The following is a 14,490-nucleotide window of genomic DNA, read 5'->3' as shown; positions in this document are numbered from 1 at the left end:
GATTCAACGATGAGTGAAGCGAGTATTTTGAATCGATACATGCTTTTCACCATCCTTGTTCTGCTATGGTTTTTCCAAAACGATATCATCAACTTGAATCCATGAGTCAACCCCCGGAGCCCAATAGCCAACGAAAAGTGTGACGGATGTATTAGAGCCAGAATTAAAGGCGATTGTTTGCTGTGTATAGTTCAGTAAACCTCCATAATTAACTTCGCTAATGACGCCTCCAGACGAGTTGCGTACGCCGAAGAAACCGCCCGAGAAGTTGTTCGAGTTCCGAATCCAGCCCTTCAGCACATAATTGGTGTTCGGCAGCACGTTCACTTGCTGCATCAGGGCGTTCCAATTCGTTGTCGACGTTCGGATCCAGGCGTTATTCGCCCCGCTATGCGCAAAACCGCTGCCTCGGTCGATGCCTTTGCTGTCCGGCCCATCCGTAGTCCAAGGTGCGGAAACCGTTGAATTCGCTTGATTCTCAAAGCCCGCATCCTGCACGACACCGCTGGCATAGTAGACCGCCAATTCACTGATGGAGGTAAATTTTGCACTGCCTCCGGGCGTACCGATGATGCGTATGCCGTCTCCCCAAGTGTCGTCAAACGTAAACGTATATGACTTATTGGGACCTGCCGTATTGTTATAAGGGTAATTCGGCCCGACCTGCACGTTCGTTGCGTCTACCCATTGCGAGTTACGGCGTATCTGCACCTTCAAGTCGCCACTGAACCAGCCGCCGTCGCTAAACATTTGCCCGGTTGTGTAAACGAGTTTGTTCATGTTGTAATTCCGAGGCCACATATAGCCCCACCAGTCTGTCGTCTTATTCTCTTGATCCCAGCTATCCTCATTTTGCGTGGTGCTGCCGTCGTTGTAGAATTGTGTATTGCCGTAATGCGCAACCTTCTCGATAGGCTTCGTACCGTTTGCCGGAGCTGCCAAATTGATCGTGTCACTTTTCAAGTTCGCCGCTGTAGTCGAAACGTATGGTTCTACGACGAACTTGCGCAGCGAGAAGTTATAATTGGTCGCTCCGCCGACGAATGTGTTGGACTGTACGTACATCGTTTTCCCGTCGGCGCTAATGTATTTGGAAGGGATAACCGTCGTGTATCCGCCATTCTTCGTATCCGACCAAGGATAACCGCCAAAATCTTTGGTCATGAACTTTTTCCACGGCCCCCATGGCTGCGGCGCTTCGTAAAATTCAAATGTGTACTCCGTCCAGGACGTATACAAGTAACGATTTAATGCTTTATTATAGACAATACCGCCCTGCGACAAGACTGACGTATTGCTCGGATGGGCGGAATCGCGGGTGCTTGCGTAAATGCGCCGGTCGTCCTGAAGCACAGGCTTTCGCAGGTTGATATCGCTCGACCAGGTCGCGTTCCCATTCAAGTCTCCGGTGTAAAACTCCCAAGTCGTACGGTTTTGGATACTCGACTTCGGTATTCTCGCGAGGAACAGCTTGTTGGGATCGGACACCGTATTGTCGAACGAATCCCGCCAGTTATTATCGAGCCCGTAAGCGTATACATAATTGTCAAACGTATTCCACGCTGAATTTTGTCCATAGTCAAGGAACATAATTGTAGTGAATGTATGATTGTTAAACATCGGAGCTGCTGTGTTCCATGTCCAAGTCGTACCGTGATCTGTCGATTTCGCGATCGTCGCATTCGGCGCATCATTGAAGTCGAGGTTTAAATCCTGCACGGCCAAATAGAGCTCTCCGTTCACGCACACCATCCCGGTCGGCTTGCGGTTGTAAGAGCCACTTGTGTTCCAAATTTGTCCAACTGCATGATTAGTGGCAAGCGTCGCACCGCTAAGGCTGCCAATGCTGCCGGAAATGCGGTTGACAGCGATGTCAGGGTTCGGTGGCGCAGGCGGTATGCTGTTTGGTGATGTCGAACCGAGCGTAAAGCCTTTTCCATCTCCGTTGGCCGCATACAGATGGCCGTCATCTGCCCAGCACGATGCCCATAAGTCGCCTTGTGAAGCCGTATTGATTGTATCCGACGACTCGATTGCTGTTGTGGAGAAAAAAGTGCTGTCCTGCGGCACGACTGCGTGCGCCGGTAATGACGGCGCACCTGCAAGCATCCAGCAAGAAGCCACTGAAACCAGAATTACGCATTTGCTTTTTTTCCTAAATGTCTTCATATCACTTAGCCACCTTCTTTTTTAAAATACTCTCGGATTTTCTGCTGAGGCTATGTTCTCCGACCTTCATTCAACAAGGCATGTCACACCTCCTTGTAACCGTAACCATTCTCCGATTACATGGCTAATATTATCAGACTACTTACCTATTTTCTTTGTTGGTATTTGTTATTCATTGTCCATTCTTGCTATTCGCGAAAACGTATACGTACTTTGCCGGGTACATACAATCAAAAAAGCCTTTCAAGTGAATATAATCCACTTTAAAAGGCTTCGATTTGTTCCTCTTATTATAAATTTCAGCTGACTCTGCAACTATTTCCTGGGTAATATCTCCCTGATTCTGAGTAACTTGGTATCCCACATCGGTTACATCTTTCCGTCAGCCCTTTGTGGCTCCTGCTGCGACTCCTTTGATGAAATACTTTTGCAGCGCGATAAATGCGATAAGAACAGGAACGATAGACATGGCTGTACCTGCAAACACCATATCCCATCGAGACGCATATTCACCTACAAAACCAAATATTTCTACAATCATCGTTTTTGGTTTATCGGATGGAAGCACGAGGCTAGGCATCAAGAAGTCGTTCCAAATTCCGAGGCCTTGAAGTACCACCATACTCGCCGTACAAGGTCCCAGCAGCGGGAATACAATACGCCAAAATATACCATATTTGGAGCATCCGTCAATTTCTGCGGCTTCCTCAATCTCGCGAGGAATTCCCTTCAAAAAGCTGGTATACAGCAAGCATCCGAAACCGACCGAACCGGAAATATAGATGAGAACGGGGGATCCCAAACTCCCATAAAGCCCTAGCATTTTCATTTCCTTGAATAACGGAATCATATACACTTGAAATGGAATCATCATCCCGGCTAGAAAGTATACATACACAAGATATGTCCACATTTTGTTCGTTCGTTCAATCGCATAAGCCGCCATTGGAATAACACCGACCATGCAAATAATCGAGACTAGGGTCAATAGAATACTATTCAACATAGCATGAGGAAAATCAGTCTCTGTCAATAAATATTTAAAGCTTTCTACATACAAGCTGGTTGGAAATGCGATCGCATCTCGCAAGATCTCTCCATTGCTTTTGAATGCCGATATGAGAGTGAAATAAATGGGAAAAAAGAAAATAATAGCGATAAATAAGGTTATGATAAAGAGGAGCAGATCTAGCCCTTTTTTTTGTCTTAGTGTTTTCATGTTACATCTGAACCTCCCTTTTGCGAAGAACCTTAATTTGAATAATCGAGACAATCATGATCAATATGAATAGTACAAGCGATAGTGCCGTTCCATAACCTTGTCTTAACTCACCAAAACCTACTTTATAGATGATATAAGTCAATGTTTCTGTCGAGAAACCAGGACCACCATCGGTCATAACGGCGATTTGATCGAATATTTTCAAAGATCCAATCATCGACAGCATCATACATACCGTAAAGGCACCCGCAAGCAAAGGAAATGTGATATGTCTGAATTGCTGCCAGCGGTTGGCTCCATCAATACTTGCCGCTTCGGTTAATTCAGGCGGGATCCCTTGAAGACCGGCTAAATAAATAATCATATAGTAGCCTGATGCCTTCCAAACTGTAAAGATGATGATAGCGATGAGTGCATAATCTGGATTTCCAAGCCAATCAAGCTTTAGAGAAGATAAGTTTAACTTATCCAGTATCTGCGTAAGCACACCGAAGTTATAGTTTAAAATAATTGTCCAAACGAAACCCAATACGATACCGCTTAATAGAACTGGCAAATAAAATATGCTTCTAAAGAGGTTTCTGAACCATTTCACTTGATCAACCAACATAGCCAGGGCTAAAGCAATGATATTCTCTAAAACAACCAAAACAATGGAAAGAATGAGTGTATTTTTGAGAGCGTTATGCACGCGGTCACTGTGCCACATTTCTACAAAGTTATCAAAGCCAATATAACGGATATCATTACTTATTCCATCCCATGAAGTAAAACTTAGATACAAACTGCCAAATGTAGGAACAATTACGAACATGGTATATAGAATAAAAGCTGGTAGAAGAAATAGTACGGAATAGGAAAGCCACGACTTCTTTCTCTTTTCTCTTTGTATGGTGGTTGCCATTCTCTCACGCTCCAATAGGCTTAAAGAAGGAGAACCTCCGCTGCCTGCAGAGGTTCCTCCATTTGTAGCCGAGTATTATTTTTTCATTGCTTTAACGGCAGCATCCCATTCCGCGTCTGCTTTTTTCATGTAATCTGCGCTGAAGTCCTTTTTAATTATCCAATCCTGAGCAAGCTTATAGAACCAGTTGCGCCATGTTGGAGGCATTTGATTCTCACCCCAGAACGCATTGATTTGAAGGGATTTAATTGTCTTCGGATCAGCCATCAAATCGAGAACCTCTTTAAGCTGGGGACTGGCTTCATAGCTGATTTTCTCTTTGGTAGAAGGAATTGCGCTCGCTGATTTCAGATAAGCCGCATAGTTGTCTTTGCTGAAGAAGAACTTAATAAATTCGCTCATCGCTGCCACTTTATCCGGATCTTTAGCTGCCGCAGCGGATAGCGTCCATCCAGAAGGTTTCGCCAACCCGTTGACAATAATTCTGCCTTTTTGATCTGGAACCGGATAGAAACCAAATTCGAATTTAGGATCCGCTTGCGCAATTTGCGGGAACATCCAAGGACCGGAGAACAAGCTGGCCGCTTTGCCTGTTACAAGCATCGAAGCCGTTTGGTTATCAGCTGTACTCATAAAGCCCGGATCTACATATCCTTTAGTAAAGAGTTCAGTGAAAAGAGTCATCGCTTTCGTAGGTCCTGCGTCCGCGAAGCTTACTTCACCTTTAGAACGCTTGGAATTCCAGTTAGGGTCATCGCCATGAACTTCGTCCATGAAAAATTTATTAATCCAGAAGCCCCAGTGGAAAATATCCTTGCCGCCCATCACGATCGGCGAAATGCCTTTGGCCTTCAACTTGTCCTGTGCTGCAAGAAAGTCTGCGTAAGTTTTAGGCTCTTCTGTTATACCTGCATCTGCATAAGCTTTTTTGCTGTAAATAATCCCGTGTGGCGGTTCCAGAGCGATTGGCGCATTATAGACTTTACCGTTTACTTGAGGAATCGATTCGAACAAACCTTGCAATTCCTTAGGTAATTCTGCAAGTTTACCATTATCAGCGAATAGCTGCGTGTCACGCATTTCAACCAGATCCGGGAATTCCCCTACTGCATCCTTCGTTTTCAAGAAATCCAGGTAGGAAGCCGATGTAGTTTCACTAAGATCTTTAATTTTGATATGAGGATTAGCTTTGGTAAAGGCTGATATCGAATTAGCTACCGCTTGTTTCGTTGCTGGATCACCTGTCGCGTAAATAACGCTGAAGGTCACATCTTTCTTAGGTGCTGCACTTGCAGCTGTTGAAGCTGCTGGAGAGCTTGAGTTCGTAGTTTCTTTACCGCCGCATGCTGTTAGAACAAGAGCAATCGCTGTCGTTCCTACTAATACTTTTGTCATTTTTTTGGACATGTCTGATAATCCTCCCTTTATGAATCCATTGACGGTGACCTGTCGATTTACATCTGATTCGGCCCTGCATCTATTCCGTGATTTCAATTTAACACATGCAAATTTGCTTTAGAATGAAGTTTTTTAAGTTCCATATGCATGATTTTAAGATGTGTTGAAAAATGTCGTTTTAACAAACTCAGAATAGAAAAAACCTCCACCAACTTCTATTATCAGTTGGTAGAGGATCATTTAAAGAGGGTCAAGCGCATGTCATTCTTTCCGTGTCTTATATTCTTGAGGCAGCTTGCCATAGCTTTTCTTGAACATATCGCTAAACTGCCTGGCATTATTGTACCCGACCTGCTCAGCGATTTCATAAACCATCAAATCCGTTTGCAGTAATAATTTAACCGCTTGCTTCAGGCGAATATCGGTCAAATACTGTTTAAAATTCTCATTCGTATGTTTTTTGAAAAAGCTGCTGAAATAATAGGGATTCATATACACCATGGAGGCAATGCTTTCGAGCGTAATGTTTTCACTGTAATGCTGCTCCATATATTCTTTCACAAACTTCATTTGCTGAGCTTCCTTGCCTCCACCTGCTAGATGCAGCTGCTCTAGCATATCTGTGATTTTGGAGGTTATAAATGCTTTCAACTCCTCGAAATAATTGAATGCATGCATCGAAAGAGTCCATTCCTGCTGCTCCTGCTTCGAAGCGCTAGGCCCTATGCCGACCCCCGTTAACTCCTCTGTCAGCTCCATGAGTACCGTATAGCAGCTCATCACTGCTGCCTCTTTACTTCCACGAGCTAATGCCTCTACTTGAGTGAACAATTCTTCAATTCTCAGCGTCAGCTGCTCTCTCTTTTTAGCAAGCAGATCTTGCATGATGGATTGTCGAATCTCATTCAATTGTCGTTCCGATTCATGTCCTGCTATGGGCAGCGATAGCCGCGGAATCACTTTGCCGCCGCCGGTGAAAAAGCTGCTTTTAAGCGCTTGCACCGCTGATGAGTAAGAGCTCTTGATTTGATTGATGTCCGAAACCGTTTCTCCTACGCTAATGGTAAGGCTTATTTTCAAAAAATAACGGACCTTGTCCAGAATTTCTTCGGCTAAAGGTAATATACCACGTTCTGCCGGATGATTGACGATCGCGCATAGGTTATCAGACTTACGAATGACTAATCCCAATCCATATTCACGAAGCAGCTCATCGGTCAGATTCGAAATCGCAAATAGCAATAGACGTTTCTCATGCTCCTCCCATTTACTGTTTAATACCTGAAGCTGCTCTATCTCTAGCATCATAATGGTAAAACATTCTTGAGGGAAGTGCGCGTCTAAAGCCTGCAGCTTGCGTGCTGCTTCTTCCATACGGATATCGCCTTCCGTTAACCGATCGAACAATTCCTCTAGCTGCGTGTTTTTATCCTTTTTCTCATAAACAGTTAACTTGCCTTTGAAGGTTTGTTCTTCGCTTTCTTCCTGCAGCAGGGCTGCAGCTTTTTGCACGGCTTCAAGAAGCAGGTTCTTCTCGATAGGCTTCACTAAATAATCTACAGCACCGAACGCTAGCGCATCCTTGGCATAAGAAAACTCTTGATACGCGCTGATAAAAATAATTTTCGTATGAAGTCTACGCTTTTGTACTTCCTTAATAACATCAATCCCTGTACCATCGGGCATACTAATATCCGTTATGACCAGATCCGGACTTTCCTTCTCAATGAGCTCAATGAGCCCTTTTCCCGTCCATGCTTCCCCAATGATTTGAATGCCGAGCTCTTGCCAGGGGATCAGCTTTCTCAAGCCTTTAATAATAATCGGTTCATCATCGGCTAGTATGGCGTTCAGCATACGTAATCACCTCTTGTCCAAGCGGAATAACCATCCTTACGGAGGTACCTATATCCTTACTACTAGTAATCTCAATACCGTAATCCGACCCGTACAACGTTACGATGCGATCGTGAACATTTTTTAACCCGATGCTGCTGCTCCCTGATTCCACCGAATAGCTGTTCTCCAACTTCTGACGAACCTGTTGCAGTGTTTCTTCCGTCATCCCAATACCATCGTCATCGACCGTTACGCTAAGAAGATGATCCGATAGCTTCTCAGCTATAACTCTTATGGTTCCTTTGCCAGACTTAGGCATGATACCGTGATACACCGCATTCTCAACGATGGGCTGTATTGATAGTTTCGGTAACACGCAGCCCAAGACATCCCCTTCATAGCGGAAATCCATGGCTAGCTTGTGTTCACCATAACGAAGCTCCATAAGCCGGAAATACTGCTCTATGTTCGTCTTCTCTTCTTGCAGAGTCACCGTTTCTTGGCCGTAATCCAGCACATATTTCAACTGATGTGATAGTGATAAAATCATATCCCCAACTTCATTATCGTCATTGGCTACCGCACTCATTCGAATGACTTCCAAGGTGTTATACAAATAATGCGGCCGGATTTGACTCTTTAAAGCGTTAAGTTCCGCTTGCTTCTGCTTAATCTGGGCGACATATACCTCGTTGATGTAATCTTGCAGACGAACCACCATTTTGTTAAAGCCGCGGGACAATAAACCGAGCTCATCAACCGATTGCACGGTCACTTGCGTATCAAAATTGCCTGATTCTACCTTTGCCATTTCTATTGTAATACTGCGAATCGGTTTAGAGAACCGTTTGGAGAACCATACGGCAACCATGATTAGTGATACCATACATAACCCGATCACAATCGTGATGGTTCCAATGATTTGCTGAATTTTCTGAAACATCTCTTCCTTATAAAGCTCGCCTACAATTTTCCAGGAAACATTCACATTATCTTGCTGCCTATAAAGATAGTCACTGGATTCCGTAGGGGTATAGGTTAACCCAATATTGGCTTTGTTATTACTGTATAACACCGTATTGTTCTGATCTAACACGTAGATCACATCCTTGGGATTTAGCATCATTTGATTGAAAATTTCATCGAATGCTTCCATCCCGACATCCATGAAGAATGTCCCTACGATTCGCCCTTCAAGCCCCTTTGCCCCAAGCACATCAATCAAATTCCGTCCAAAGGTTAAAACTTGCGTATTTGATCCCAGATAGTAACTTTCAGGATGAGTAGGAAAATAGGTGAGTTGGTTGCGATTTAGCAGCAGCGCATTCCCCCACTCTTTATTCGGGTAGTCGTAATCAAAATCTAATGGCTTCTTTTCTTTATTGAGGCTTTGGAAATTCCCGTTCGGATAGACAAAAAACACACTCTGGAGATGGATATCCGTATATAACGCTGTAAGCAGGAAATTGTCCACGATTTTAACCGAATTCGTATCAACTTCAAGATTCTGAGCCGCGATAGCCTCTCCAAGCTGTCCATACATACCGCCAACACCATAAGAATACATCAGCTTGGAAATATTATTGTATTTCATATACATGTCATCCACATTTTTGCCGGCAAATAAGAGCATTTGTTCGAAGTTGTTAATTACATATCTTTCCATATAATTGCTAAACGTATTTAGTGAAATATAACTTAAAACAAGCAGCGGAATTAGCCCAACGGTAATAAACGAAAGGGTAAACTTGGCGAAAATGCTTTTGCGTAGTCGCAGCAGTGTCCTATTTTTCAAAATCTCACCTCATTCCTAAACGCAATCCTTGTAAGACTATCATAACAAAAAGCTCCTATATTACCACCGCAAAAAAATCCCTATATCTCAAAGATACAAGGATTTTCTTATTTAGGAATGAAAGGAAATATCCTTTGTGTACTCATTCATATCTATATTTCCTTGCTCAACACTCAGGATCAATTCACCATTAATCCGAAGATTGATGAAGTGGACGCCTTCTACGGCGCGATCTGCATCAAATCCATGAATACGATTCGGGTTCGTATTCCTTCCGTTATACGAGACGTTCCGGAACGTAATGTTTTCAATTCGGTTGCCTGCAACTGGATTGTAGTCCTTATTCCAAACGACACGCAGGTCAAACAATTGACCTAATTCAAAATCCTCCACCCGAATGTTATCATAGGTCACATTTCGGACTGTATTCTTATCTCCGGCGTTAATCGCCATGGCTCCCCAATAATTAACCTGCGGCTCATGGTGCTCCAGGATATCGATATTTTCGAACAACACATTCTCAATCGTATCCCCATCCTGGTCATGGTCACCGTGGGTTCCGATCATCAACGCATGAGCGACATCCGCCCAAAATATCGAATTGCGCACCGTCAGATTTCTCGCATCTCCATGATAATCCCAGCGTGTACCATAAAAGGCTATGCAATCATCGGATGTGCGTAAAAAGACATCATCAATCTCGATGTTAGAGCTCGCCATCATATCGATGCCGTCCGACCAACCGCGCGTACTAAACGACTTGAAGTTACGAATATGGATATGCTCCGACTTCCCGATATAAATACTATAATGCGGTGGATCCAACGTCATGATGCCTTCGATGGATATATGCGTGGAAAACAGGATTCGGATGCCTCGAAACGCAGAGAACCGATGAAAGTCAGACAAATAAAGGAACCCTCTGCCCCGAATCTGGACATTCTCCACATGCTCACAAACGAGCGATCCTACTACGATTGCGCCTCCAGCTATATAAACGGTCGTGTTTGACGGTATTCGCAGGATGGTTTCCTCCAAATAATGCATACCTGGAGCAAAGTAAATGACTTCCGGCGTCTTGCCTCCTGGCAGAACAGGTGTTGCAGCCAAGCGATAGATATCCTCTGTACGATGAATGGCAGGCTTTAGCACAAGCACGTTCGGATCGTCCTGCTGCGGCACACTCTCTTCTATGGGGTTGGCAAAAAGATGAAGGTTACTAAATCGCTCACCGTTAATTTCGATGGACAGCTTACGTGGACGATCCAATGTAAAAGTAACAACATTCTCATTCATCGAAAATGGAACATGGGTGGATAGCGGACGTATAACCGCTTGGTCGACTTCTTGGATTAGCACTGTCACCTGAACCTCGATCGTTCCTTCCATGTCGAAATAAACCATGGATGCAGAGCGAACGTTATGCATATCTACCTTCACTTCATAAACGAACAGCTGCTGCCACTCTTGACCCGTTGTACGTACTTTTACAGTGAAGTCATTCCGTCCAATAGCACCTTTTGGCGCCTCATAAACGATTAATCTGCTAGTCATTATTTCCTCCTGCGTATCATTAAGTTTCCAGATGCACCCACCAGATCAATACGCTTTCCAAGCTTATCATGAGGCTGAACCTCCTGAAATGCTGTTTTTTAAGATCAAACTGAGGTTTTTTTAGGATGATGAAATCGCTACAGCTCCACAGAGAGTTCATCGTGTATACTCAAATTATGCAGGTATTTTTTACTTACCACACGCTAATTCATTGTGAATGAGAATACCGTCTTTGTATTCCAAGATATTTACAGTTATTTCGTCATGTTCAATTTGATTGACCGTTATGATTTGTATTCTGCCGTCTTTAAGAATCACTTCGACCGTATTTGCATCGGCAGCCTGCACGGATAGGATCATGCTTTCCGTCTCGAAAGGTTCAACGATGGTGATATATCGGCCAATGGTACCTTTCGTCCTTACAGCGTACGTTTTGCGTCTTTGGGCTTCATCACCAGGGAAGGCATCGGCTCCAATCAATCCTACAAAACGCACAGCATTTATTCCTGATAAATCAAGGGTTAGGATGCCCACCTTGTCATGGTCAACTGGACTTGTAGGTATGGCCTTCGGGTATTCATTCCCTACGATCGTAACCCGTCCGCCCTCGTAGTCCTTACCTATACCGCAGCCACGATCAATATTTTCGTAGACTACGTCTAAATCGCAAAGATTAAACTTCCCGCCATCTGCAGTGACCACATATGCCTCACCCCAGAAAAGCCCTTGTTTTGTTTTTTGCGGATACTTTTGTTCGTTGTAGGTAGGATTATTTTTGACTCTTAGCGTTAATGTTTTAGCCCCCTCGAGATCGATGTCACATTTCCCTTCGCTTAGGAGCCATGCGCCAAACTCACCTTCTGCTTTTACATCACCATCTACTTCTACTCGGTACTCGATCGGTATCATATATCCGTGATCCTCTGCAGTTCTGCCAATGATTTGAATCGATTGTTTAGGCCAAGCGGTGTGTACATCCATTTTTAATAAGCCTGGTGTATTATGGGCGGTTCGAGTGCCACGCATATCTTCGCCTTCCCCAAAGATGGTTTCAAAGCTTGCGACACTTGTCCCAACTACATCATACCAATGGCAATCCGTTATAAATTGTGCATCAGATAGAGGGTTTTCGGTAAATTGGCTAGTATGCTGCAGTTCGCTCAAGGTATCGGACTTTATCCCTTTAAAACCTTTAATTTGGAACAAGCTATCATATTGATGCTCTTTTTCGCCTTTAAGGTAATCAAATATCACGATATAATCGTCGGTTACCCCCATCACTCTTTTTTGTGTGATTGGTTCTGTGAACTCTGACAATTCACCATAAGGTGGAGCATCTTTCACTTCTGGCAATGAACTCGCATTCATTTTGCATCTTTCTTCTAAAGTTTTTGTCTCGTTGTAAATCATTCCGCCATAAGGAGGATAAGACCACTTCGAATTTGTCTCTATTGCAACAGCCTGTATCGCTTTACCGCTATAAAATAACAATCTTTTGGAATCACTGGGCACCTGCATTTTTTGATCGACTACGACCATATTTTTGGTCATCGAGTTTTGGACATAGAATTTATACATAAAATGCGGATAGCCCCACCATACATGCTCAGGGTTATAAAAGCTGCGCCCATAACGCATAATAGATAAGATTTCCGTACGATCAAAATGTCCATGAGCATACCCATGTGAGCCATATCGCATAACCGCTTGAATTTGGTCCTTCTGCTCTCTATGTTCAGTCTGACTTCTTAACATCGCTATGCCAACATTATCCGCATATGCATTGTTCTTAACGTAAGAAGAAGGATACTCCGGCAATTCGGCATGTCCAAATATCGGGTCCACATTGACATTTTGATGGATAACAGGGATGTATTCCGGATCCTTATAATAGCTATAAGCCAAGTCGAAAGTCGAACCAAAGTGCACTCCCTCTAATTTCTTTTCATCAGAGTCACTAATACCAAACAGGACCCCCCTGTAATCCAAAAATGGGATCGTCGCATCGAACATGTCTTTGATACAGACATAGTTCTTTCTATTGCCACCCCACTTTTTGTTATACATGCCGAATCTTACTTTTACATCTTCACCGTTATAGGTACTATTGATTTCATCATTAAATGGGATCGGGTAATGCGTATGCAAAATGTTAATTCCGAAAGGAAGCAAGGCATGTGCGGTGTGGATATACATCGAGGATACCCATGTGTTATACCCAACGGAACATTCATGCCACCAACCATCATTAAACAAACCATATTTCAAGTGATGAATGGAGCCCCCCATGCCGAATGCAAACCGTAAGGCTCGTTCGATATCTTCTATAGCCAGCGCACAATAAAAAGCGCCTGTTATTTCTGATAATAACCAATTAGAAATATGTCCTTGATGTAAATGTGTATCTAAGATATCCATATAGATGCGAAACGTTTTTTCTACCCCTTGGTGTTCTTCAGGCGTCAAAACACCTGCTTGATGAATAATATCGTAAGGGATCGCTAGGTGCTGGAAGAAATGTCCTTCCTGAACATAGCTCTGGCTGCAGCCTTTTTTCTTTTTCGGATACCCTATTTCCTCATCTATGAAATAGCGTAGAAATTTAGCCACTTTCTCAGCGTATTTGATGTCTTCGGTAAGCGCATAAGCATAGGCGGCTACATAATATCATGCTCTTCACTTGTGTTATAGCAGTAATCTCGTTCTTCAATTGGTGGTTTGACTTCCCATGCATCCGCGGTTGCTATTAATTGAACATACGCAGGTTTGAATTTCGGATACTTATCAATTTTCTCTTTTGTTTCTTTCCACTGCTGCTCGTTATGATAAATATAAGGATGCGGCAATCTTCTTAACGTTTTGAACTCTACGGTAACAGCACGCTCACTGTCACCATTAGCAATAAATTTAAGGAGCGTATTTTCATGCCCGCCCGCTACCATATAATCATGTACTTTTACGATAGCTGTTATGTCCTGCTTGGCATTCGGCTCTAAAACAAATTGGGCTGGTGTAACAATAGGAAATAAAGACTCCCAGCCTTCAAATACTTGTTTGATGATAACATTTTGTTTGGCTTCCGAACAATTATACACACTCATCGTGTATACGACTTCTTCCCCTGCATCACCAGATTTACCCAACACATTCGTTTCAACAAATATCTGATCTCCTCGATGAAAGCTAGCCGAAATCAATTCAGCATTCCCTTGCAGTTCAAAACTTTTCAGAAATCTCCATATATCCCCTTTACTCGTTTCTATTTCAAAATCGGACAGCTTCAGCTTTACATCATGCTTCCCAGACCCAGCGAGTACAATTCTCGCGTTAACACTCCGATTATCGATAAAATTAGCTTTGACCTTTATTTCTGTTTCCTCCGCATAAGCATTCAAACGAAGCTTCAATCCAAACCAACCCATTGCTTCAAGCGAAGAGTCATTGCCTCTTTCAAAACCGATGGGATACCAGCCTATAGCATTTGCGGGTGTTGGATATTCTATTTTTACAGTCTCCCTTAGATCATAACCATGATCGCTTCGTTGTCCTGCGACATGCCAATCTTCCAAAAGATGAATACGATTTAACACGAGCTCACCTCACTATGGT

At 43.4% G+C, this 14,490-nt stretch carries 9 protein-coding genes; all 9 read right to left on the bottom strand.

From position 1 onward, the window contains the following. Positions 1-63 precede the first annotated feature (63 nt). On the bottom strand, positions 64-2,169 hold the full coding sequence (locus QFZ78_RS34405; protein WP_307554025.1) for a DUF4185 domain-containing protein: 2,106 nt from the start codon (positions 2,167-2,169) through the stop codon (positions 64-66). A 382-nt stretch (positions 2,170-2,551) separates the two neighbouring features. Continuing rightward, complete coding sequence (locus tag QFZ78_RS34400; RefSeq protein WP_307554023.1) at positions 2,552-3,388, bottom strand: carbohydrate ABC transporter permease; 837 nt, start codon at positions 3,386-3,388, stop codon at positions 2,552-2,554. Position 3,389: 1 nt separating this feature from the next. Continuing rightward, positions 3,390-4,295: a carbohydrate ABC transporter permease gene (locus QFZ78_RS34395; protein ID WP_307554022.1), complete on the bottom strand. Its 906-nt coding sequence runs from the start codon at positions 4,293-4,295 to the stop codon at positions 3,390-3,392. Positions 4,296-4,370: 75 nt separating this feature from the next. Continuing rightward, positions 4,371-5,702: an ABC transporter substrate-binding protein gene (locus QFZ78_RS34390; RefSeq protein WP_307554020.1), complete on the bottom strand. Its 1,332-nt coding sequence runs from the start codon at positions 5,700-5,702 to the stop codon at positions 4,371-4,373. Positions 5,703-5,954: 252 nt separating this feature from the next. Beyond that, a complete protein-coding gene (locus tag QFZ78_RS34385; protein WP_307554018.1) occupies positions 5,955-7,550 on the bottom strand; it encodes a response regulator in 1,596 nt (531 codons plus the stop codon). Further along, on the bottom strand, positions 7,525-9,327 hold the full coding sequence (locus QFZ78_RS34380) for a cache domain-containing sensor histidine kinase (RefSeq protein WP_307554016.1): 1,803 nt from the start codon (positions 9,325-9,327) through the stop codon (positions 7,525-7,527). Before QFZ78_RS34380 ends, QFZ78_RS34385 begins: the two co-directional genes overlap by 26 nt. A 111-nt stretch (positions 9,328-9,438) precedes the next feature. Then, positions 9,439-10,881 carry a glycosyl hydrolase family 28 protein gene (locus QFZ78_RS34375; protein WP_307554014.1) on the bottom strand — a complete coding sequence of 481 codons (1,443 nt, stop codon included), beginning with the start codon at positions 10,879-10,881 and terminating at the stop codon, positions 9,439-9,441. Between the two features lie 189 nt (positions 10,882-11,070). After that, on the bottom strand, positions 11,071-13,491 hold the full coding sequence (locus tag QFZ78_RS34370) for a hypothetical protein (RefSeq protein WP_307554012.1): 2,421 nt from the start codon (positions 13,489-13,491) through the stop codon (positions 11,071-11,073). A gap of 47 nt (positions 13,492-13,538) precedes the next feature. Beyond that, a complete protein-coding gene (locus tag QFZ78_RS34365; protein WP_307554010.1) occupies positions 13,539-14,471 on the bottom strand; it encodes a hypothetical protein in 933 nt (310 codons plus the stop codon). Positions 14,472-14,490 lie beyond the last annotated feature (19 nt).

The sequence above is a fragment of the Paenibacillus sp. V4I5 genome (assembly GCF_030817255.1).
Taxonomy (GTDB): Bacteria; Bacillota; Bacilli; order Paenibacillales; family NBRC-103111; genus Paenibacillus_E.
This window is presented reverse-complemented; position numbering and strand designations above follow the sequence as displayed.